General features: G+C 66.2%; 22 protein-coding genes and 1 tRNA gene. 4 read left to right on the top strand and 19 right to left on the bottom strand.

What is annotated here, in order from left to right:
• Positions 1 to 45: 45 nt before the first annotated feature.
• A complete protein-coding gene (locus F1C58_RS09640; protein ID WP_185200912.1) occupies positions 46 to 1473 on the top strand; it encodes a GAF domain-containing serine/threonine-protein kinase in 1428 nt (475 codons plus the stop codon).
• Positions 1474 to 1476: 3 nt separating this feature from the next.
• Here F1C58_RS09640 and F1C58_RS09645 read toward each other — a convergent pair whose 3' ends face one another.
• The gene (locus F1C58_RS09645) at positions 1477 to 1905 is read right to left on the bottom strand and encodes an FMN-binding protein (RefSeq protein ID WP_185200913.1); all 429 of its coding nucleotides are present in this window, start codon (positions 1903 to 1905) and stop codon (positions 1477 to 1479) included.
• Complete coding sequence (locus tag F1C58_RS09650; protein ID WP_185200914.1) at positions 1902 to 2888, bottom strand: oxidoreductase; 987 nt, start codon at positions 2886 to 2888, stop codon at positions 1902 to 1904. Before F1C58_RS09650 ends, F1C58_RS09645 begins: the two co-directional genes overlap by 4 nt.
• 71 nt (positions 2889 to 2959) lie before the next feature.
• Between F1C58_RS09650 and F1C58_RS09655 the strand changes: the two genes are divergently transcribed.
• Positions 2960 to 4104, top strand: a protein-coding gene (locus F1C58_RS09655) for an IS3 family transposase (protein WP_185200817.1) whose coding sequence is annotated in 2 segments (ribosomal slippage) — positions 2960 to 3239 and positions 3239 to 4104 — 1146 coding nt in all. Because the reading frame shifts where the segments join, the coding sequence is not laid out codon by codon here.
• An 18-nt stretch (positions 4105 to 4122) separates the two neighbouring features.
• On the opposite strand, the gene F1C58_RS09660 is transcribed toward F1C58_RS09655, so the two are convergent.
• Together F1C58_RS09660 and F1C58_RS09665 are read right to left on the bottom strand one after the other, a co-directional pair.
• Positions 4123 to 4563 carry a ferric reductase-like transmembrane domain-containing protein gene (locus tag F1C58_RS09660; protein ID WP_185200915.1) on the bottom strand — a complete coding sequence of 147 codons (441 nt, stop codon included), beginning with the start codon at positions 4561 to 4563 and terminating at the stop codon, positions 4123 to 4125.
• Positions 4564 to 4865: 302 nt separating this feature from the next.
• Positions 4866 to 4939 (bottom strand) — tRNA-Ala (locus F1C58_RS09665).
• Positions 4940 to 5059: 120 nt separating this feature from the next.
• Between F1C58_RS09665 and F1C58_RS09670 the strand changes: the two genes are divergently transcribed.
• Positions 5060 to 5620 (top strand): antibiotic biosynthesis monooxygenase, encoded by a 561-nt coding sequence (locus F1C58_RS09670; RefSeq protein WP_185200916.1) that lies wholly within the window; start codon positions 5060 to 5062, stop codon positions 5618 to 5620.
• Here F1C58_RS09670 and F1C58_RS09675 read toward each other — a convergent pair.
• The 11 genes from F1C58_RS09675 to F1C58_RS09725 all read right to left on the bottom strand — a co-directional run bounded on the left by F1C58_RS09675 (position 5617) and on the right by F1C58_RS09725 (position 14921).
• Complete coding sequence (locus F1C58_RS09675; RefSeq protein WP_185200917.1) at positions 5617 to 6579, bottom strand: hypothetical protein; 963 nt, start codon at positions 6577 to 6579, stop codon at positions 5617 to 5619. The two genes, F1C58_RS09670 and F1C58_RS09675, sit on opposite strands and share 4 nt — an antisense overlap.
• A 17-nt stretch (positions 6580 to 6596) precedes the next feature.
• Positions 6597 to 6974 (bottom strand): ribosome silencing factor, encoded by a 378-nt coding sequence (gene rsfS, locus F1C58_RS09680; RefSeq protein WP_185200918.1) that lies wholly within the window; start codon positions 6972 to 6974, stop codon positions 6597 to 6599.
• Between the two features lie 42 nt (positions 6975 to 7016).
• Positions 7017 to 8996 (bottom strand): hypothetical protein, encoded by a 1980-nt coding sequence (locus tag F1C58_RS09685; RefSeq protein ID WP_185200919.1) that lies wholly within the window; start codon positions 8994 to 8996, stop codon positions 7017 to 7019.
• Positions 8993 to 9595, bottom strand: coding sequence for a nicotinate-nucleotide adenylyltransferase (nadD, locus tag F1C58_RS09690; RefSeq protein ID WP_185204090.1), 603 nt, complete (start codon positions 9593 to 9595; stop codon positions 8993 to 8995). Before nadD ends, F1C58_RS09685 begins: the two co-directional genes overlap by 4 nt.
• Before the next feature lie 13 nt (positions 9596 to 9608).
• Entirely contained in the window at positions 9609 to 9809 is a 201-nt protein-coding gene (locus F1C58_RS09695) for a hypothetical protein (protein WP_185200920.1), read from the bottom strand.
• A 57-nt stretch (positions 9810 to 9866) separates the two neighbouring features.
• Positions 9867 to 11135, bottom strand: coding sequence for a glutamate-5-semialdehyde dehydrogenase (locus tag F1C58_RS09700; protein ID WP_185200921.1), 1269 nt, complete (start codon positions 11133 to 11135; stop codon positions 9867 to 9869).
• Positions 11136 to 11158: 23 nt separating this feature from the next.
• Entirely contained in the window at positions 11159 to 11953 is a 795-nt protein-coding gene (gene proB / locus F1C58_RS09705) for a glutamate 5-kinase (RefSeq protein ID WP_185200922.1), read from the bottom strand.
• Positions 11946 to 13502, bottom strand: a complete 1557-nt coding sequence (gene obgE, locus F1C58_RS09710; RefSeq protein WP_185200923.1) for a GTPase ObgE — start codon at positions 13500 to 13502, stop codon at positions 11946 to 11948. Before obgE ends, proB begins: the two co-directional genes overlap by 8 nt.
• Before the next feature lie 131 nt (positions 13503 to 13633).
• Positions 13634 to 13888: a 50S ribosomal protein L27 gene (gene rpmA, locus F1C58_RS09715; protein WP_185200924.1), complete on the bottom strand. Its 255-nt coding sequence runs from the start codon at positions 13886 to 13888 to the stop codon at positions 13634 to 13636.
• Positions 13889 to 13905: 17 nt separating this feature from the next.
• Positions 13906 to 14214, bottom strand: a complete 309-nt coding sequence (gene rplU, locus F1C58_RS09720; RefSeq protein WP_185200925.1) for a 50S ribosomal protein L21 — start codon at positions 14212 to 14214, stop codon at positions 13906 to 13908.
• Between the two features lie 143 nt (positions 14215 to 14357).
• A complete protein-coding gene (locus tag F1C58_RS09725) occupies positions 14358 to 14921 on the bottom strand; it encodes a hypothetical protein (protein WP_185200926.1) in 564 nt (187 codons plus the stop codon).
• A 109-nt stretch (positions 14922 to 15030) separates the two neighbouring features.
• Between F1C58_RS09725 and F1C58_RS09730 the strand changes: the two genes are divergently transcribed.
• Entirely contained in the window at positions 15031 to 15303 is a 273-nt protein-coding gene (locus F1C58_RS09730) for a DUF4031 domain-containing protein (protein WP_185200927.1), read from the top strand.
• 222 nt (positions 15304 to 15525) lie between these two features.
• On the opposite strand, the gene F1C58_RS09735 is transcribed toward F1C58_RS09730, so the two are convergent.
• Genes F1C58_RS09735 through F1C58_RS09750 form a run of 4 tightly spaced genes read right to left on the bottom strand, consistent with a single transcriptional unit; the run spans position 15526 to position 21551 of the window.
• Positions 15526 to 16950 (bottom strand): hypothetical protein, encoded by a 1425-nt coding sequence (locus F1C58_RS09735; protein ID WP_185200928.1) that lies wholly within the window; start codon positions 16948 to 16950, stop codon positions 15526 to 15528.
• Entirely contained in the window at positions 16931 to 17686 is a 756-nt protein-coding gene (locus F1C58_RS09740; RefSeq protein WP_219731960.1) for a TIGR03943 family protein, read from the bottom strand. Before F1C58_RS09740 ends, F1C58_RS09735 begins: the two co-directional genes overlap by 20 nt.
• The gene (locus tag F1C58_RS09745; RefSeq protein ID WP_370543713.1) at positions 17679 to 18698 is read right to left on the bottom strand and encodes a permease; all 1020 of its coding nucleotides are present in this window, start codon (positions 18696 to 18698) and stop codon (positions 17679 to 17681) included. The genes F1C58_RS09740 and F1C58_RS09745 overlap by 8 nt, the downstream gene beginning before the upstream one ends.
• A 51-nt stretch (positions 18699 to 18749) precedes the next feature.
• A complete protein-coding gene (locus tag F1C58_RS09750) occupies positions 18750 to 21551 on the bottom strand; it encodes an Rne/Rng family ribonuclease (RefSeq protein ID WP_185200929.1) in 2802 nt (933 codons plus the stop codon).
• Positions 21552 to 21749 lie beyond the last annotated feature (198 nt).

Raw genomic sequence — 21749 nt, forward strand, 5'->3', positions numbered from 1 at the left:
CACTGACGAGCGGCCTCAATACACTGGGGAAGGAGAGTGGGTTTCATGGTGGTTCCAGCAGCAGGGAACATGGCGGGCCGGCTGCTCGGGGCACGCTATCGCGTCGAATCCGCCATCGGATTCGGCGGAATGGCCACGGTCTACCGGGCGACCGACGAGGTGCTCGGTCGCGCCGTCGCGGTGAAGCTGTTCGATTCGAGCAGCCTCGATCCGGCTCGACAGGAGAGCGAACTCGCCGTGCTGGCAAGTCTCGACCATCACGGGGTGGTGAACCTCTACGACGCCGGTCTCGACACCGACGATTCCGGCCGCACCCGCCGTTTCCTGATCATGGCGCTGGTCACCGGCCAGAACCTCCATGAGCGCATCCAGGTCTCCCCCATCGCCTCCCGGCACATCGCCGAGATCGGTTACGACATGGCGGAGGCGCTCGAGTACATCCACGCCCGCAATGTGCTTCATCGCGACATCAAGCCGTCCAACATCCTCCTCGTCGACTACGGCAATGACGCGCCCCGGGCGCGGGCAAAGCTGACCGATTTCGGAATCGCCCTCTCCGACGACATCGAGCGGATGACCGCAGAGGGAGAGACCACCGGCACCGCCGCGTATCTCAGCCCCGAGCAGGTCACCGGCACCCCGCTCACCGCGGCGAGTGATGTGTACTCCCTCGGTCTGGTGCTCCTGCAGAGCTTCACCCGTGCCATCGAGTTTCCCGGATCGATGGTGGAATCGGCGATGGCGCGCCTCTCCCGCGACCCGGTCATCCCGGCATTCTTGCCCGACCACTGGAGCGACCTGCTCTCCGCGATGACGGCGCGGGACCCCGCACAGCGTCCGGCCGGTCGGGAGCTCGTCTCCCTGCTGCGCCAAACGGTCATCGCCGACAGCGCGCGGCACAAGGATGCCGAGTCCGACACCTTCTACCCCGGAGACCTACATGCCTCGAGCGGTCGCTCCGCGATCCTCGACACGATCCCGGATGAGGCGCTCCATCGCGTCACGGCCATGGCGGCGCGGCTGTTCTCCGCCCCGATCTCGATAGTGAGCGTCGTGGATCACGACCGCACCTGGTTTCGGTCGCACTACGGACCGGAGGTCGAACAGATCGCGCGATCCGTCGACCTCCGGACCGCGACGATCCCGCATGCCGAGCCGGTGATCATCGAAGACGGCCAGAGTGACCCTCGATCGCAGGACAGCTACCTGGTCACCGGGCCTCTCGGCCTGCGTTTCTATGTCGGGGTGCCCCTGAAGCGGGCCGACGGGCAGACCATCGGCACCCTGTCCGTGCTGGATTTCGTGCCGCGTTCGGCATCGGATGCCGAGGTGGCGAATCTCGAGGACCTCGCGGCCCTCGTGGTGGCCCAGTTGGAAACCCGCCACGAGGGTCTTCGCACCGTCGAGATGACCGGACCGATGATGGCCGTGGTGCCGCAACCCGATGGACCGTCCGCGATCCGTCAGGTCTGAGGCCTAGAGCCCCGCCTGGTCGAGTGCCGATTGCAGGGACAGCAGGTACGCGTCGGTCGTGTAGGTCGCGCCTCCGACGCTCGCGACTTTCGCCGACTGGGATTTCAGCACTTCCGCGCGCAGGATCGGAGCGGCCCGGTTGCTCAGCTGCACCGAGCGACCGCCTCTGTCGGTGAGGTGCACGGGCACCACATCGGTGATCTTGCCTCCCGCGACCACGATCTTCACCTGCACGCTGCCGTAACGGGTGTTCTCGGAGGCACCGGTGAAGCTGCCGCTGGATGCTGCACTCGCGGCGGGCTTCGAAGTGGAGGCCGCACCGACCCCCGCGGGACCTCCGCTCGCGGCGTCGATCGAGCTGCCCACCTGCCAGGCGACGGCGAGGATCGCTGCAGAGCCCAGCGCCCCGACGACTGTTGCGCGCGCCCTCACCAGTCGAACCGTTCGGCGTGGATCTGGTGTTCGGAGATTCCGGCGGCGCGGGCATCCGCTTCCACGACATTGAGCCACGAGGTGGGTCCGCAGAGGTAGATGTCGCTTTCCAGCAGATCGGGAAAGACTCCCAGGAGGGTGAGTCCGCGGTCGGCGTCGGCCTGGGTCATCCAGCCGGGTCCGGTGCGCGCCCGCGGCCCGATCATCGTCGTGACGGCGACTCCCTTCTGCCGGGCGAGCTCGTCGATCTCGCCCCAGAGGAAGGTGTCATCGATGGTAGAGGCACGCAGCAGGATCGTGGCCTCCCCGGGCTTCAGCACCGAGTCTTCGAGCATGGCCCGCACCGGGGTGATGCCGATGCCGGCGACGACGATGGCAAGCTTCGGCGCCGTGCGTCCGGCATCCGTGAAGATGCCATAGGGACCCTCGAACCACACCCGCGTGCCGGCGGGGACGGAACTGATGCTCCTGCTTCCCCCTCCGAGGTCGCGCACGGTGATGCGCAGCTGGGTGTCGGTCGCCACGGAAGAGAGCGAGATGGGATGCGAGTGCCACCAGGTGCCCGCCGTCCAGAACCTCCAGACGAAGAACTGGCCCCCCACCGATTCGAGCGACCTCAATCTGCGGCCGGAGAGGTAGATCGATACGACCCCGGGAGCCTCCGGTTGCATCCGATCGACCCGCAGACGGTGCCGAATACTCGAAACCAGCGGCTCGGCGAGCCGATGGGTGAGGATCGCGCCGAACGCGAGGATGTAGAGCGCGAGCCAGTAGACCCGCTCGAAGCTGAAGGGCGACAGCACGCTGCCGATGCTCAGGTGGTGGGGAACGGATGCCAGCACCGCGGCGTAACTCAGCAGGTGCATGAGGTGCCAGGTCTCATAGCTGTACCGGCGTCGCACCAGGGCCGCCGAACTCACGATCACCCCGGCCAGCAGCGCGAGAGCGAGGATCGCGAGGAGCATGTCGGGGATGGCCAGCATCGGACGGGACTGCCCCCGGTTTGGTTGACTCTTGACCTGTGGAGATTCGTCTCCGCTGGAAGGATGTCACCATGCCCAAGCCCTACCCGCCCGAGTTCCGCCGCGATGTTGTCGCGGTCGCTCGCAAGCACGAAGCCCCGCTGAACCAGATCGCGAAGGACTTCGGAATTTCGGAGTCGTGTCTGGCGTACTGGCTGAAGAAAGCCGACGTCGAAGAGGGGGTGAAGCCTGGCGTGACGGAGAAGGAGTCGGCTGAGCTGCGGGAGGCGCGGAAACGGATCCGGCTGCTGGAGCAGGAAGCCGAGGTAATGCGCCGCGCCGTCGCCTACCTCTCCCGGGATGTCAACCCAAAATGATGTACCCGCTGGTCCGCGAACTGGCCGTCGACGGAGTCCCCGTCACGGTGACCTGCCGGGTATTGCGCTTCTCCAAACAAGCCTTCTATCAGTGGCTCCGAAACCCCGTCTCGCAACGTGATTGGGACGACGCTCACCTGACCAACGCGGCGTGGGACGCCCACCGGGACGACCCCGCGTTCGGCTACCGGTTCATCAGCGACGAACTCAACCAGGCTGGCCTGAAGGCGGGCGAGAACCGGGTTTGGCGGCTCTGCTCCCAGCAGCGGCTCTGGTCCGTGTTCGCGAAGAAACGCGGCCTGAGGGGCAAAGCCGGCCCGCCCGTGCATGACGACCATGTCCAGCGGAACTTCACCGCGACACGCCCTAACCAGCTGTGGTTGACGGACATCACCGAGCATCGCACCGACGAAGGCAAAATCTACCTCTGCGCGATCAAGGACGTGTGGTCGAACAAGATCGTCGGCTACTCCATCGACTCCCGAATGAAAGCATCCCTGGCGGTCGCTGCGGCCCGCAACGCAATCGGGCAACGCGACATCGCCGGCACGATTCTGCACTCCGACCGCGGCTCTCAATTCCGCTCCAACGCCTTCGTGCGGGTGTTGAAGAACAACGCCATCACCGGGTCGATGGGCCGCGTCGGCGCATGCGGCGACAACGCCGCGATGGAGTCCTTCTTCGCCCTCCTGCAAAAGAACGTCCTCGACCGGCAACGATGGGCCACGAGGGAAGAGCTACGCCTCGCGATCGTGGTCTGGATCGAGCGAACCTACCATCGCAAGCGTCGGCAACGCCGCCTCGGCAAACTCACCCCGATCGAGTTTGAGACAATAAACATGGCCCTCAACGCCGCGTGAAACCACTAACCCACCGAGTCAACTGAACTCGGGGCAGTCCCGACCGATCTCGGCTACGGGGTTGAGTCCGGAACTCAGTCCATAGCCGATGAGCAGGATGACTCCGTGGCCGAGTAGGAGGAAGAAGGCCGGCTTTCCCAGGGCCCGGTGCACGGCGATCGCCCGGTCGTGGCCGATCGCGTGGTCGATGAACGGCACTCGCGCCGCAAGGAGCAGCATCGCCAGAACCAGGTTGGTGCCGACGAGTCCGGTCGCGATCCCCACGCTCGTGACGGCATCCGCGACCGATGCGAACCGGGCGGTGCCCCCGGACAGGAGGAAGAGGGCGACGGCGAATGCGGACGTGAGCCAGAGGGCAGTGCCGAGGGCGTCCCCCACGCGTGCCCGTCGCCGATAATGGGCAGGGTGGTCGATACCGGGAGTGGATAGTCGCGAACTCCGCTGCGAGTCGATCGCCATCGGTGGACTTCCTCTGTTCGAGACCACGACCCGGTGCGAGATCGTGTGAGCCCCAAGGTACCCGTCGCCGACGCTGTCGACCCGGGATATTGGTCCCGACACGGCGTGATCCGTCACGAGCCCCGATCTCCGCTGCCCGCCTGGCTGCGAGCCCACGACTCGGAGCCGAGAGAAATCGCACTGACACCGGATCGGAGTGCGGGCGAGCAGTGCCGATCGTTCGAACTGCGAGAGCAGCACCCAAGAGAAAAGCCCCGAACCAGAGGTTCGGGGCTTTTCTCCATCCTGGAAGAGGATTTCTGTGGATCCAAGGGGATTCGAACCCCTGACCCCCTGCATGCCATGCAGGTGCGCTACCGGGCTGCGCCATGGACCCAAGCTGACTTTCTCGAACTTCCGAGAAGGCAACTACGTCAGATTACTACACATCCGAGCTCTCCGCGGTCAGCCCCCGATTCCGAGCGGCGGACCCGACCGACGGTGCTTGACTGGAGGGATGTCAGCAGAACCGATCACCGTCTCGATAACCCGCGTCGTCTCGCCCGATCGCGCGAGGGAGGTCGCCGCCTGGGCGCGTGCCGGCCAGGACCTCCTCAGCACGAGCCCCGGCTACCTCGGCTCGGGGTGGGTACGCCCGGATCCGGAGTCGCATGAGTGGCACATGCTCTACCGGTTCGCGGACGCCGCAGACCTCGCACTGTGGGAGCGGTCACCGGAACGCGAGTGGTGGATCGCCAGTGCCCTCGGTCTCGTGGAACATGCCCGGGAGGAGAAGCGCACCGGTATCGAGGGCTGGTTCGATGAACCCTCGACGGTCGAGGTGCTCGAGTCCGCGCCATTCGCACCCCCGCGTTGGAAACAGCTGGTGAGCATCTTCATCGCGTTCTATCCGCTGAGCCTGCTCGCCAACTGGCTGCTGGCTCCGCTCACCGGCCCTTGGCCGCTTCCGCTTCGCGTGCTCGTGCTCGTCGCGGTGGTCGCGCCGATCATGACCTACCTCGCACTGCCGTTCGTGACCCGCGCGCTGCGACCCTGGCTGCTGCGTGGGCCGCGTTAGCCGTCCAGGCGCCTCCGGAGAGCGAGCATCGCCCCGATGGCGGCCCGCAGTTCCTGAAGGTGATGCTCAGCCAGGAAGGGCTGACTGTGCGGCCCCAGGTCGCTCGCTGAGGCACTCGCGCCCACGGTGTCGACCGCGAGTCCATTGTCGAGCCCCAGGATGCCCACCGCCACCGCAGCCTGGTACGGCACGTAGATCGGTGATGTGACCTGAAGCACCGAGTGCTCGGCCGGGGTGCGACGCTGCTCGGCCCAGAATCGATACGTGTCGGCCGAATTGGCGCGACGCTGCAACGGGTCGGACGAGGGGGCCGCAAGCACGCTCAATCGGGGCAGCCGTGGTCGATTCCAGGTGAGATGCCGCCAGGACGCATGGGGCGTCTCCCCCCGGTGTTCGTCGAGCTCGGGCACTCCGAGCGGGCCGAACACCTGCTCGAGGCCGGCCAGCATCCCCCCGAATTCATCGTCGGCATCGATCTCGAGCGCTCGGGCGACGACACTCTCCTCCGACGAGAACGGTCGAAAACCGCCGAGGAACAGGATGTGGCCGCACCCGAGCCCCTGTTCGAGCAGTTCGGCCACGAACCGGGGCTTCACGATGCCGGCGCGCACCATGCCCCCGGTCATGATCACCGTGTCGTACTGTGCCCTCCCGGGTCTTTCCCGGTTCGCGAGCCCAAGCTCCGGGGACTGCCCGATCACCGCATCGGACTGAGCCGGGGACAGCGCCGATCGACGGATCGAGTCACGCTCCCTGCCATGCCGGAAGTCCCATTCCGCAGCCGCGAAGGAGTCGAGCCAGGCCAGGCGATCGACAGCACCGCTCTCGGGCACGGAACCCCCGAAGGCGCCCATCACGGCGGCGAGGGCGGATGACGCAGCCCAGTTGTCGATGAGGTCGAGGACGCGCTCCCGATCGCCGGCGGTCGCACGCCAGGACGGCAGCTCGAGAGCTGTCATCCGCTAGCCGGTCTCGACTATTCGGCGGACTCGCGCACCGGAAGATCGATCGGGATCACTGGGCAGTCCTTCCAGAGACGTTCGAGGGAGTAGTACATGCGGTCCTCCTCGTGGAAGACGTGCACCACGAGATCGCCGAAATCGAGCAAGATCCAGCGTCCCTCAGCCCGGCCCTCGCGGCGGAGGGGCTTCGAACCGTGTTCGATCAGCTTGTCTTCGATCTCGCTCGCGATGGCGACGACGTTGCGTTCGTTGCGCCCGGTGGCGAGCAGGAAGACATCCGTGAGGGGAAGTGGACCGGAGACATCGAGCGCCACGAGATCTTCGGCTTGCTTCGAGTCTGCGGCGGCCGCAGCGATCTGGAGGAGTTCGCGGGCGTGGTCGGTCGCAGTCACAGGGTCCTTTGGGGTGGGAGAGAAAAAGAAGGGGTCACAGGCCTAGAAGATCTTGAAGATCAACCCTGCGACGAGCAGAACGACGACGCCGACGGCCATGACCGCGGCGGAGACGATGAGGATGAGGGGCAGTCGACTGGTCTTCTGGGGCTTCATCGAATTGATGACGTCGCCAGATGCGGTGTTCGTGCTGATAGCGCGGATCGCCCGAACCGGCGCGGACTCGGGATCGGAGGAGTCTTCACGATCGTCGGCCTCGAGCAGCGCGTCGACATCGGAGTGGTCGTAGCGGGCCGGGTGCACACCGGTGGATCCCATGCTGCTCGGGAGGTTGATGGACCCGGTGATGAGGATCTCACCGGTGCCGCTCAGCGGGCCCATGATGTCTTCTCCGGTGGGCATCGACGGCAGCACCAGGGCGCTCGTCGTGATGGCTCCACTCGTGGCGCCGACGTCGCGGGCGAAGGTGTTCTCCTGTACCTGCACGTCATCGTCGATCAGCGCCTGTGTCGACCAGTGGCCGACCGGGGGCACATAGCTGTCTTCGGGCTCGGCGACGGCGCGATCGGCGGACACGGTTGGTGCCGGCGCATCGTGGCCGGCGAGGAATGCACCGAACGGAGTGGCCGCCGCGTCGGCGGGTTGCGGCTCGACCGTGGTCTCCACGGGCTGACCGCTGGGGAACAGAAGGTCTTCGAAGGTCGAGTCGTTCTCCGGGTGGGGCTCGAGCTCCGCGACGACGATTTCGGGCTCGGCCACGGCGTGCTCCGAAGCCGGAGCGACGTTGAACACCGGCGAGTTGACGGGCTCCGCTGGCACGGACGGAGCGACCGGCGGCTCGATCAATTCGGCGACGGTGACATCGGTGGGAATGGCGCCGGTGAACAGCTGGCGCAGCGGCGGTTCGATCAGGGCCGGCGGTTCGACGAACACGGGAGGTGCGACAACACGAGGCGCCTCGGCGAACACCGGTGCGGCAGCAGCCTGGGATTCCTGCGCCGCCCGACGGGCCTCTTCGCGCTCGACCTCGGGATCCACCGTGCCGCGACTGGCGCGGTCGCGGAAACGCGGGCGCTCGGTGGGGGCCTCGGCGACGGCCGCCGTTGGCGCGTCCGGGGCGGAAGCAACATCACGGGGAACAGCAACATCACGGGGAACAGCACTGACGGGCGGCGCTTCGATCAAAGCGGCTTCGATGGGCACGGCTTCTGTGGGTGCGGCTTCGGTGGGCGCGGCTTCTGTGGGTGCGATCTCGATGGGAGGTGCGTCCACCGGTGCGGAATCCACCGGGGTCGCTGGCTCTGACGCAGTGGCTGCGGCGGCGGCGGCGGCCCGTTCGGCCTCGTCGTTCTCGCTCGGGGTGGTCACGAAACCGCCGATGCCCAGTTCGCGCATCTGGCGACGGGTGAGGACGGGCGCGGGCTGAGACGAAGATTCGGATGCGACCGGGGCCGACGGTGCGGCGGCCTCGGCCGACGGCGCGGCCTCGATAGCCGGTGCAGCGATGGGCTCCGGGAGCGGCACCACCACGGGCGGGGCCCAGTTCAGCGGTGGACCGACGGGTCGGAAGGCGGATCGACGAGAGTCCGAGGGGCTGAAGTCGCGGTTGCGGTATTCGGGCTGCTCGGAGGAGGGCGCGGGATCCACGGCGCCGGAGTCATGCGGAACCGCGCTGATCGCCCGGCCTCGGAACGAGGCGCCGTCGTAGCTCGGTACCTGGGGTCGGGCCTGGGTGATGTAGAGAAGAGGCTCCGGCGCGGCGTCCGGCCCGAGTTCGTTGGTAGCCGGCTGTTGAACCCTGCGGCCCCGGCTCGCGGGGGGCTCGACGGCACTCTCCGGCGGTCCCTGCGGCGCAGTCGCACGGCGCGCTTCGGCTTCCCAACCCTTGCGGGCAATACCCGCGAAGGAGGTGTCATCGGGAGCGTCCTGCTCAGGGGTCGCCTGAGGCTCGACGTTCTCGTCGCGTTCGGTTTGCCGAACTTGCCGCCGACTCACGGGCGGCTGGTCTTGCCAGGCTGTCATGTCAGACTCCGATACAAGTGATGTTTGGAGATGTATTGAACAACACCATCGGGGACCAAATACCACACCGGGTATCCCCGGCTGACCCGGCTTCGACAATCGGTGGAGGAGATTGCGAGCGCGGGCACTTCCAACAAGCTTACGTCCGACTCGGGCAAACCGGAAATAGTGAGCGAGTGGCCCGGTCGCGTGACCGCGACGAAGTGGGCGAGTGACCAGAGTTCGGCCACGTCTTTCCAGTCAAGAATTTGGGTGATGGCGTCCGCGCCGGAGATGAAGAAGAGCTCGGCTTCCGGTCGCTCCGCATGCAGGTCGCGAAGCGTGTCGATCGTGTACGTGGGTCCATGGCGGTCGATGTCCACCCGGCTCACTGTGAAGTTGGGGTTCGCCGCGGTGGCGATCACCGTCATCAGGTAGCGGTGCTCGCTCGAGGTGGCACCCGGCTTCTGATAGGGCATGCCGGTCGGCACGAACACCACCTCGTCGAGGCCGAATGACTGCGCCACCTCGCTCGCTGCCACGAGGTGCCCGTGATGGATGGGGTCGAAAGTACCGCCCATCACACCGATCTTCGGGCGCTTCGTCGCGCTCTGCGCCATCACGTCGTCGGCGTCAGTGATCGGTCGTGTGCCCACTCGCCGCCGAGCCGCCGGTCTTCTGGCTGTGGCGGTTGGCGACGTCACGGAAGCTCCACACGACGAAACCGAGGGCGGCGAAAGCGGCAGCGGCGATGATGGGGAAGACCCAGGCCGGGAAGAACAGGGCGATCTTCGCCTCTTCAGCCGCCAGAACGATCATGCTGAGCACCGACATCCACCAATCCGTTTGAACGATATTTCACTGCCGGTAAGCCTACCGGCCCGCAGATGCCTATTCCCTGACCTGGCCCGCGCCACGCACTATCCATTTGGTGCTGGTGAGTTCGCTGAGACCCATCGGCCCGCGCGCGTGGAGCTTCTGGGTCGAGATGCCGACCTCGGCGCCGAAACCGAATTCCCCGCCGTCGGTGAACCGGGTGGAGGAGTTCACCATCACTACCGCAGAGTCCACCTCAGCGAGGAAGCGTTCGGTATTTCCGAGGTCGTTAGTGACGATCGACTCGGTGTGATGCGTCGAATAGCGGCGGATGTGATCGATCGCCTCGTCGAGCGAGCCGACGACTCGCACGGCCAGGTCGAGCGACATGTATTCGGTCGTCCAGTCCTCCTCCGTGGCGGCGACGGCATCCGCGAAGATCTGCCGCGTGCGGTCGTCCCCGTGAATGGTCACTCCGGACGCCCGCAGGGCACCGAGCACCGACGGCAGCAGGCGCTCCGCAGCGGCCTCGTGCACGAGCAGAGTCTCGAGCGCATTGCAGACACTCGGTCGCTGCACTTTCGAATTGTGCACGATGTCGATGGCCCAGGCTTCGTCGGCGGATTCATCGAGGAACACGTGCACGATCCCGGCCCCGGTTTCGATCACCGGGACTTTCGATTCTGTCACAACGGTGCTGATCAGGTCGGCACTCCCCCGCGGGATCAGCACATCGATCTGACCGCGCGCCTGCATAAGCTGCCGGGCACCGTCCCGGCCGAACTCGTCGATGGTCTGCACCGCGTCGGCGGGCAGCCCGACGCTCACGAGCGCCTCCTGGATGATCGCAACCAGCACCCGGTTGGTGTTCTCCGCGGCGCTGCCTCCCCGCAGCACGACGGCATTGCCGCTCTTGAGCGCCAGGCTGGCGATATCGACGGTCACGTTGGGGCGAGCCTCGTAGATCACTCCCACGACGCCGAAGGGAACGCGCACTTCGCTGAGCCGGAGTCCGTTGGGCAGCGTCTGTCCACGCACGTTCTCGCCGACCGGGTCGACGAGCGTAGCGACCAGGCGCACCGCGCCCGCCAGAACATCGAGGCGCGCGGCGTCGAGCCGGAGGCGGTCCTGCATGCCGGCGCTCAGCCCGTTCTCCCGACCGTTGGCGAGATCGAGATCGTTCGCCGGGATGATCCGCTGCCCGTGCTGCACTATCGCGGTGGCGATAGCGGCGAGAGCGCGATTCTTGAGTGCCGCGTTGGCGGTGGCGAGCACGAGGGATGCCGCGCGGGCGGCATCCATCTTCTCGGTGAACGAGCGCGTGGCGACGACGGTCTCAGGCATGACGCCAGTGTAGTTGCGTGACCTCAGCCGGCCGGCGCGGCAGCGAACCAGGTGCCGAGCTCGACCCCATCGAGGGCAGCGGCGACCTGCCTGGTAGAGGCGAGGAGCACGGGTGTTCCGGATACCGCGGCGAGTTTTGCGGCCGCCACCTTCGTGCCGGCGCCTCCCGTTCCAACCCCGGCCGCGCCGATGTCTCCGAATTCGACCCCGGTGAGATCGTCGTCGAACGCGACGTCGACGATCCGGCGCGCTCCGGGCTGTTCTGGTGGTCTCGTATACAGCGAATCGACGTCGGAGAGCAGCACGAGAAGGTCCGCGCGCACCAACCGGGAGACGAGGGCCGCGAGCCGGTCGTTGTCGCCGAAGCGGATCTCGTGGGTCGCCACCGTGTCGTTCTCGTTGACGATCGGCAGGATGCGCAGGTCGAGGAGACGCTCCATCGCCCGCTGCGCGTTGCCGCGATGAGTGGGATTCTCGAGATCTCCCGCGGTGAGCAGCACCTGGGCCGCAACGATCTTGAAGCGGTCGAGGCTGTCCTGGTAGCGGTAGATGAGCACGTTCTGGCCGACCGCGGCGGCGGCTTGCTGGGTCGCGAGGTCGGTGGGGCGGGCATCAAGCCTGAGGTACGGCATGCCGGTGGCGATGGCCCCGGAAGAGACGAGGATGACCTCGGTCCCCCGCGCGTGGGCTGCGGCAAGCGCATCGACGAGTGGCGCGATCTGGTCGGAATTCGCTCCGCTGATCGACGACGAGCCGACCTTGACGACGATGCGCCGCGCCGCGGGGATGCCGCTGCGCGAGAGAACCGGGTTAGACATCCGCCGGCGAATCCTCCGACTCGGTTTCGGCGCCGTCCTTGTCCGCGATAGCGAAGCCCTCGTCGTCGTTCCACATGCCGGCTTCGCGTTCGCGCAGGAGTTCGGCGCGCGCCTCAGACTTGCTGTCCATGCGATCGAGGTATTCCTGACGGCGGGTCTTCGACGTCGGCCGGTCGTTCTTTACGAGTCGCGGATCGGTGCCTCGGGGAGCGGTCAGCAGTTCCGCGGTGGAGGTGAGGGTCGGCTCCCAGTCGAAGGTGACCGGGCCGATGATCACGGTCGAGCCGGCGACGGCTCCGGCCTTGAACAGCTCGTTCTCCACCCCGGACTTGGCCAGGCGGTCCGCGAGGAAGCCGATGGCCTCTTCGTTGTTGAAGTCGGTCTGGGCGACCCAGCGCTCCGGCTTTCCGCCGACGACACGGTAGATGTTGCCACCCGAGCCGCCCTCGACCTTCACGGTGAAGCCCGCGTCGCCGCTTGCACGGGGGCGCAGCACGATCCGCTGCTTCACCGGCACGGCAGCCTTCTTGGCGCGTTCGGCATCCACCAGCTCGCCGAGAGCGAAGGACAGCTCACGCAAGCCCTCGCGGCTGACGGCCGAGATGTCGAAGACGCGATATCCCCGGGCTTCGAGGTCGGGGCGCACGAGGTCGGCGAGATCCCGACCTTCGGGCACGTCAACCTTGTTGAGCGCGATGAGCTGCGGGCGTTCGAGTAGCGGAAGCTGGCCTTCGGGCACCGGGTAGGCGGCGAGTTCGCCGAGGATCACGTCGAGGTCGCTGATGGGGTCGCGGCCGGGCTCGAGGGTCGCACAGTCCAGCACGTGGAGTAGCGCGGAGCAGCGCTCGACGTGGCGCAGGAATTCGAGGCCGAGCCCCTTCCCCTCGCTCGCGCCCTCGATGAGACCGGGCACGTCGGCGACGGTGTAGCGGGTGTCACCCGACTCCACGACACCGAGGTTCGGATGCAGCGTGGTGAAGGGATAGTCCGCAATCTTCGGCTTCGCGGCCGAGATGGCAGCGACGAGGCTGGACTTGCCGGCCGAGGGGTACCCGACCAGGGCGACATCCGCCACCACTTTGAGTTCGAGGAAGACGTCGCCTTCCCAGCCGGGGATGCCGAGGAGCGCGAAACCCGGAGCCTTGCGCTTGGTCGACGCCAGGGCGGCGTTGCCGAGCCCGCCCTGACCGCCGGGAGCCACGATGTAGCGCATGCCCGGTTCGGTGAAGTCGATGAGTTCGTTGCCCTCGGCGTCTTTGACGACGGTGCCGAGCGGCACGGCGAGTTCGATCTCCGCGCCGTCGGACCCGCTGCGGTTGTCGCCCATGCCCTGGCCGCCCTTTTCGGACTTGCGGTGGGGTGCGCGATGGAAGCCGAGGAGAGTCGTGACGCCGATCTCGCTGACCAGCACGATGTCGCCGCCGTCGCCGCCGTTGCCGCCATCCGGTCCGGCGAGGGGCTTGAACTTCTCGCGCTTCACCGAGACGCAGCCGTCACCGCCGTCGCCGGCGCTGAGGTGGAGTGTTACCTGGTCAACGAAGGTAGCCACAACGCATCCCTTCGCTTAATGCTGCTTAACAGGTAAGAGCGAGCCGAAGCTCGCTCGAACCCACTGAAATTGCCGACCCCGGGTAAAACGGGTCGAGTAGGTCGCTGCGCGACCGTGTCTAGACCAGCCGCTTACGCGGCGACCACGATGTTGACGACCTTGCGGCCGCCCTTGGCGCCGAACTCGACCGCACCGGCCGACAGGGCGAACAGGGTGTCGTCCCCGCCACGGCCGACATTGACGCCGGGGTGGAAGTGAGTGCCGCGCTGGCGAACGATAATCTCGCCTGCGCTGACGACCTGGCCGCCGAAACGCTTCACGCCGAGGCGCTGTGCGTTGGAGTCGCGACCGTTACGGGTGGAGCTTGCGCCCTTTTTGTGTGCCATGAGTTTTCAGCCCCTAGTTACTTAATGCTGGTGATCTTGATGCGGGTGAGCTCCTGGCGGTGGCCCTGGCGCTTCTTGTACCCGGTCTTGTTCTTGAACTTCTGGATGACGATCTTCGGGCCGCGGAGGTCGCCGACGACCTCAGCGGTCACCTTCACCTTCGCGAGAGCCGACGCGTCATGCGTGATGGTGTCGCCGTCGACCAGCAAGACCGGCACGAGCTCGACGTTGCCGTCTTTGTCTGCCTTGATGCGGTCGAGAACGACAATGCTGCCGACCTCGATCTTTTCCTGCCGACCACCGGCGCGCACAACTGCGTAAACCACTTGGGAACCCTAACTCTATGAACTGTTGCCGATGATTTCGGCAGAAGTCTTGGTGTGCATTCGGTTGCGGGCTTAGCCCAGCACACACCGAAGGTCAACAATAGTCGATTATCGCGGCCGCGGTCAAACGCTGCGGGGCGTGTTCAGGCCGTGTCGACGATGCCGACGATCTCGTGTTCGGAGGGATGCCGTTCCAGCCACATCCGCAGCAGCACTCCCACGAGGATGACGAGTGGCGCGACGCTCAAGAACTGCTGCCCTGCGGTCGCCGCGGAGAACCCGAGCGCCTGCAACACCCGCTCCCCCGCGTCGGCGGGCAGGCGGATCTGGCCCATCAGGCCGTTCGTCACCAGAGTGAATCCGTTCGTGGCGAGCATCACCGCGAAAATCAGGATGCCGCCGACGGCCGCCGCGAGCACCGAGCGCGTGATCACGTGGACCACATGCAGCTCGGGGCCGATCGGCGCGATGAACCAGAAGCTGAGGAACACCCCGATCGACAGCGGAACGGCGACGGTGGCGAATTGCGTGGCATATCCCGCCCACCACTGCCAGGCCGGCACACTGCTCGACCCGAGGAAGGTGAGTTGGCCGATCAAGGCATTCAGTACGTTCTGAATCAGGCTGACGGCCAGCACGACGAGGGCAGAGGCAAGCGCGACGAGGAAGCCGTGTTGGCGCACGACGCGATGGGCTAGTGAAGTCATCCCGCGCATCCTTCCTGGTGAGATCTTCTTGATGGGAAACGGCGCCGCCTGTGGTCGGCGCTGTTGAGGATCAGCGCGGTCGACGATCAGCGCTGTTTAGAATCGGCTTGTGACCATCCTGATCGACCAGCCTAGGTGGCCAGCCCACGACGTGCTCTGGTCTCACCTGGTGAGTGACAGTTCCCTCGAGGAATTACACGAGTTCGCGGGCCGGATGGGAATCCCCCGGCGCGGCTTCGATCTGGATCACTATGACGTGCCGGAGGGCCGCTATGACGAGCTGGTGGCGGCCGGGGCGGAACCGGTGAGCATCCGGCAGCTCGTGGAGCGGCTGAGGGATAGCGGGCTGCGGGTGTCCCAGCGAGATCGTGGCCGACTCTAGCCGCCCGACGCCCGGCCGCCCGACACCCAGCCGCACGACACATTCTCGCCATGATGGCCCTTTGCGGCTCTCCCGGGGCGCCAGCCGCTACCTCTTGACCTGGCGGGCACCTCGCCCGGCGGGGAGATTCCCGCTCGGAAAGAGTCGCACGTCACGCAGCGACGAAAAGCACAGTCCGCGATAAGTCGTATCCCCCGCCACGGCGGCACCCAGTGCCAACGGTTACCAGCTTTCGTCGAAGCCTTCCACGCTGCGCACGACGGCTCCGCTCGTGATGTCGATGAAGACTGTCGAGATCGAGGTGGACTGCGCGTCTACCGGGTAGCCGTCCGAGATACTGTTCGCATAGTCCGGAATCACGTTCACCGCCACGAACTGGCCGTTTGGCGAAATGCTGAAGTCCTCGATGCTGCCGGCATCGTCCTTCGACTGGTAGAGCACCCGCGCGGTCGTACCGTCCTCATAGACCAGATAGCTCTGAAACCTGCCGCCCGTCGAGGAATCGAACACGGCGACCTGCTGCACCCGGGCGGTGCCGCGTCCGAGCAGCGCGACATCGCCGCCGTAGGTCGATGCCCCGGCGATCGGCAGCGACGGAAGGCGCGTCTCCTTGCCGTCAGCGAGAGAGTAGGCGATCTTGCCGAAGACATCACTTACGACGATCGTCTTGCCGTCGGGCGAACTCCGCCCCAGACCGGTGTACTGGCCGAGTGGAACGGGCGGTCCGACCTTGGCGGCATCGATCAGCAGCACGGTCTGGTCCTCGCCCTGGGCGACGATGCTTGTCGTGCCGCCGAGAAAGCTCCAGTCCAGCACTCCCAGAGGCTTTCCGGCGAGGTCGAGCACCGGGGTCACAGTATGCGCTCCCGTGAGATCGATGCGCATGAGCACGGAGTTGTGCTGGCGCGAGAACGCGGGACCAGCGCTCGTGAAGGCGAAGCCGAGCAGTGCCGCATCCGACTCACCCTGCATTTGATCGATGGTGCCCGGAGACGGCAGCACGATCTGCTCCACCAGTTTGCTGGACAGCCCCACCAGAGAGAGCGAACTGGTGCCGTCGTCGGCGAGAGTCGTGACTGCGATCGCCTGGGCGAAGACCACGAATTGCTGGATGCGCGGCGCCGAGTAGACAACGGTTCGCTCACTGCCGCGCAGCCCGGTTCGGATAATCGAATCTTGCTGCCCGACCCCGGCCGACGGGTCGGCGCGATCGAGATAGTAGATCTCGGCGGGAGCTGTGGTGAACGCATAATCGAAGGTCGACTCTCGCGGCTGAAACGCGTTGGCGACACCCGACACCCGCACCGAGTATCTGGTGGCATAGCGAAGTCGGTCCGTGAACTGCACAGCGATGACGGCCCCTGAGGTGCTCACCGTGAATGGCACCGCCGGAGTCACCGAAACGTGCTTTTTCGCGACGTCCACGATGCTCTGGTTGGCGAAGAGCCGCAGCTGCTGTCCGGCCTGAGCGACCACACGATCGGTATCGACGCTTCCGCTCGACAACTTCGGCCCCTGAAGGTAGTTGAGGCCGGCGAATCCCGCGACGAGGATCACCAGGGCGATGACCGTGATCGCGAGGGCTCGACGGAACTGCCCGGCCGTCCCGTCGGCAGCATCAGCGCCGTCAGTAGAGGTATGGCTCACTCGGCTTAGTCACCTTCGTCGTCGCGGTGGGCACGAGCGCGATGGACTGCTGGCTCTTCGTGCTCGGGTTGGTCTCGAAGGATCCGCTGACCTTCACCCACTGGTCGGCAGCGAAGCGGTCCTGCCAGTTGGGCAGGTACACCGGCACACCCACTGGCTGCGCGTCGACGGCACAGCAGGTGATCACGAAACGGGAGACATAGAAGACGTTCTGGGGGTCATCCGAGTCCTTGGTGATAAATCCGACCACGTTCGCCGTCTTATCGCGGTAGAAGCCCGCGTCGGTCGTCTGGCGCAGGAGTGACGACCAGTCGAGAACAGTGAAGCGCGCGAACGCGCCGGCGGGAGCGGATGCTGCCGAGTCCACAGTCTTCGTGCCGGAGCCCACCTGGGTGCTGTTTATCACCCGCTGGTCTGCGGTAGCCGTGGTCAGGGTCGCGGGCGGCACGACGACGAGAGCGACAGCGACCACGAGGGTGACCGCCGTGCCGGCAACAGAGATCGCTCTGCGGTAGCCCCGGGGGCTCGGCTCGCCGTGGTCGTGGTCATCCGGCTTCGGCGACTTCCAGAAGCTGGCCACGACGAGCGCGAGCCCCAGCCCAGCCATGATCACGGTGAACACGATGTATCGCGGGTGGATGTAGAGGATGAGCTGGTTGGTCACGGCCAGCCAGACCGTGGAGACGAGCGCCGCGACGCAGAGGGCGAGGCCCTGCCACCGGGTAAACCTAGGCAAGATAATTCACGACCAATCCGATCAGGGCGCTCAGCAAGCCCACGATCACGGTGAGTTGCACCAGCACCTTCGCCCGGAAGGTGGTGCGCATGAGGGTGAGCATCTTGATGTCGATGATCGGTCCGAAGACGAGGAACACCGCGATGGAACCCGGCATGAAGGTGCTCGCGAACGGCAGGATGAAGAACGAGTCCACGTTCGAGCAGACGGAGATCACGAACGCAAGCACCATCATCGCGAGGATCGACCAGAGCGGATTGCTGCCCAGGCTCAGCAATACAGCCCGGGGCACCGCCACCTGCACGAGCCCGGCGATGAGCGACCCGATGAACAGGGCCGGCATGATCACGCTGCTCTCGCGGGTGAAGAGCTCGACGCTCTTCTGCCAGCGGGTCTCATCGTGTTCGTGCGAGTCGGGCAGCCGGCACTCGGCGGCGAAGCGCTCGGTGAGCAGGCTGTCCTGGTCCGGATGCTTCGAGAAGAGCCATCCGATCACATTGGCGATCACGAATCCGCCCACCAGGCGTGCCACGAAGATCCAGCTGTCGAAACCGAAGGCCTGCCCGGTAGTAAGGATGGTGATCGGATTCACGATCGGCGCGGCAAGGAGAAAGGTCATCGACTCGGAGACCGTGAACCCCTTCACCATAAGTCCGCGCGCCAGGGGCACGTTGCCGCACTCGCAGACCGGCAGGAAGATGCCGAGGAAGGAGATCACAGCGCGCCGCAGGAAGGCATTGTGCGGAAGGATCCGCATGATCCAGCGATCGGGAACCCAGAGCTGCACCAGGATCGACAACACGATCCCCAGAATCACGAACGGAAGGGATTCGATGATCACGCTGATGGACAGCGTGAGGAGATCCTGTACGCGATGGGGAAGCGACCACGGGCCGAGAGCCGGCGTCAGCGCGCGAACGAGAAACACGGCGACGATACCGACGAGTCCCACGGTCAGTCCCGCGATGGTGGGCCTCCGGATGGCGCTTCGCTCGCGCTCTGCTACCCGGATGCCCACCTGCGGAATCCTACGACGTGACGCTGTCGGCGCCACCCCGGCTCGCTACTCTTGCGCGGAACCCTCAGACTGCGCGGAACCCTCAGACTGCGCGGAACCCTCGGACTGCGCGGAACCCTCGGACTGCTCGGAACCCTCGGACTGCTCGGACTGCTCGGTGGTTCGAACGGTACCGGCGCTGGAGGCACGGCGAGAGACGCGTGAGCGCCCCTGCCCCGGCTGCTTCGGCTCGGGAAGGGCATCGAGCACCGAATCGAGGATCTGCTCGGCATCGTGGGTGGAGATGCGTCGCGGTCCCCGCGAGTTCTTCTTGACCGGGATGTCCAGGATCTCGACGGCGGCCTCGGCCGCCGCGATGGTGACGGCCTCGACCTGGGCAGAATCGACAGCGGCTGCCGGAGCGGCCTCGGTGGCGACCGCGGATGCCGCGACATCCTCGGCCCGAGCCTCGGAGACCACGGCTGCGGGCTCGTCGACGTGCGCGTGCGCGATGGTGGAGGCAGCGATCTGGGCGAGGGCGTTCTTCACGTCGTCGGTGATGGCGTGCGTTCCACCGTTGGGCTTCTGCGTGGCCGACGAACTATTGTTCGACGATCCGTTGGAGCGCCCGGAATCATTGTTGCCGTTGCCGTTGCCGCCTTTGCCGCGTCCGCGACGGGGCGTCTCGGGCTGGGCCGACTGGCGGTGACGCACTACCGGGTCGTGATGGATGATGATGCCGCGTCCCGCACAGAACTCGCAGGGTTCGCTGAACGACTCGATGAGGCCGAGCCCCAGCTTCTTGCGCGTCATCTGCACGAGCCCGAGCGAGGTGACCTCGGCCACCTGGTGCTTGGTGCGGTCGCGGCTCAGGCACTCGACGAGCCGACGCAACACCAGGTCGCGGTTCGACTCGAGCACCATGTCGATGAAGTCGACGACGATGATGCCGCCGATATCGCGCAGACGCAACTGGCGCACGATCTCTTCCGCCGACTCGAGGTTGTTCTTCGTGACCGTCTCTTCGAGGTTTCCGCCCGAGCCGACGAACTTGCCGGTGTTGACGTCGACGACGGTCATGGCTTCGGTGCGGTCGATGACCAGCGAACCACCCGACGGCAGCCATACCTTGCGGTCGAGAGCCTTCTCGATCTGCTCGGTGATGCGGTACTCGTCGAACGAGTCGACGGTGCCTTCGTAGGTCTTGAGACGGTCGACGAGATCGGGGGCCACCTGCGAGAGGTAGGTCTTGATCGTGGCTTCGGCATCCTCGCCCTCGATGACCAGCTCGTGGAAGTCCTCGTTGAAGACGTCGCGCACGATCTTGACCAGCAGGTCGGGCTCGCTGTGCAGCAGGGCAGGAGCCTGCACCGTCTCAAGGGTGGCGCTGATCGCGGCCCACTGGGCGGTGAGACGGTTGACGTCGAGGGTGAGCTGCTCGTCGGTGGCGCCTTCGGCAGCGGTTCGCACGATGACACCGACATTCTCGGGGAGCACCTCTTTGAGAATCTTCTTGAGACGAGCGCGCTCTGTGTCGGGGAGCTTGCGGCTGATGCCGTTCATCGAGCCGTTGGGCACATACACGAGGTAGCGACCTGGCAGGCTGACCTGGCTGGTGAGACGGGCGCCCTTATGGCCGACCGGATCCTTCGTCACCTGCACGAGCACCTTGTCGCCCGGCTTGAGGGCGAGCTCGATGCGTCGGGCCTGGCTCTTGCCGTCGGCGGAGTTCTCCGCGGCGGCCTCCCAGTCGACCTCGCCGGAGTAGAGCACGGCGTTGCGACCGCGCCCGATGTCGACGAAGGCAGCCTCCATGCTCGGAAGCACGTTCTGCACGCGACCGAGGTAGACGTTGCCGATGAGGCTGGCGTCTGCGGCCTTGGCCACGTAGTGCTCCACCAGCACGCCGTCTTCGAGCACGCCGATCTGGATGCGGTTGAACTTGGAGCGCACGACCATCTTGCGATCGACGCTCTCCCGGCGGGCAAGGAATTCGGCTTCCGTGATGACCGGGCGGCGGCGACCGGCGTCGCGTCCGTCGCGCCGGCGCTGCTTCTTGGCTTCGAGGCGGGTGGAGCCACGCACCTTGGTCGGTTCGTTGCTGAGTTCTGGCGCCGGGCGGGGAGTGCGCACCTTGACGACGGTGTTGGTCGGGTTGGAGTTGCCCGAGTTGCCACCGCTCGAATCGCGGTCTTCATCCCCGGCACGACGGCGTGAACGGCGGCGCAGCGTCGTCTGCTCTCCGTCGTCGTCCCGCTGGTCGCGGTCAGTGTTGCGATCGTCGTTTCGGTCGTTACTTCGGTCGTTGCTTCGATCGTTGCGGCTGTTACGCGAATTGCGTGACGACCTGGTGTTGTCTCTCGGCTCGTCGTCGAAGTCGTCGTCCCGGTCCGGCCGCGGTGGGAGCACCGGCAGGTCGGGCGCCTGGAAGAGCAGGGACGTGGTCGGGCGCGCGATCGGCGCCTTCTTCGTCGCGGCGGGCGTCGGCTCGGTCGCCTTCTCGCCAGTCGAATCGTCGGACTTCACGGCATCCTGCTTCGCCGCGGGCCGGCGGGCCGGAGCGCGCTTGGCCGGGGCCTCGGAGGTCGCCGCTGCGGCGTCGCTGCCCGCTGCACCCTGGGGCTGCTCGGCCTTCGCTTGCCGGGGAGCCGCCACTGTGGCCGGCGCTGCATCGGACTGGGGAGCGGCAGATGCCGCCGGCTGCGAGGCCGCCGCTGCGGGTTCCGGAGCTTTCACCGGTTGAACGTCAGCAGCCGGTTCCGGAGCGGCCGTGGCCTTTGAGGCCCGACGTGAGCCGAAGAGGCGCGAACGCTTCTTCGGTTCGTTCTGGGCCGAACCGTCGTTGTTGTTTGTAGTTGTCTCCACCATCGCTGGTGCACTCCTAGCCCGGTACGGGAAGCCGCGCGACCCGTCGGGTACTCTCTCGTCGCGGTTCTCGACTCCGGCGGTTCTGGCCTCGGTCGATGTGCCGCTAATTCTTCGCTCTGAAACCGAACCCCGGCCCCCGGTCGCTGTGACACGCTGGGGCTGGCTCTGGTCTCGTTCGCTTGTCTTGGTGATTCTGTT

The sequence above is a fragment of the Glaciihabitans sp. INWT7 genome, assembly GCF_014217685.1.
In the GTDB taxonomy this organism is placed as follows: Bacteria; Actinomycetota; Actinomycetes; order Actinomycetales; family Microbacteriaceae; genus Lacisediminihabitans.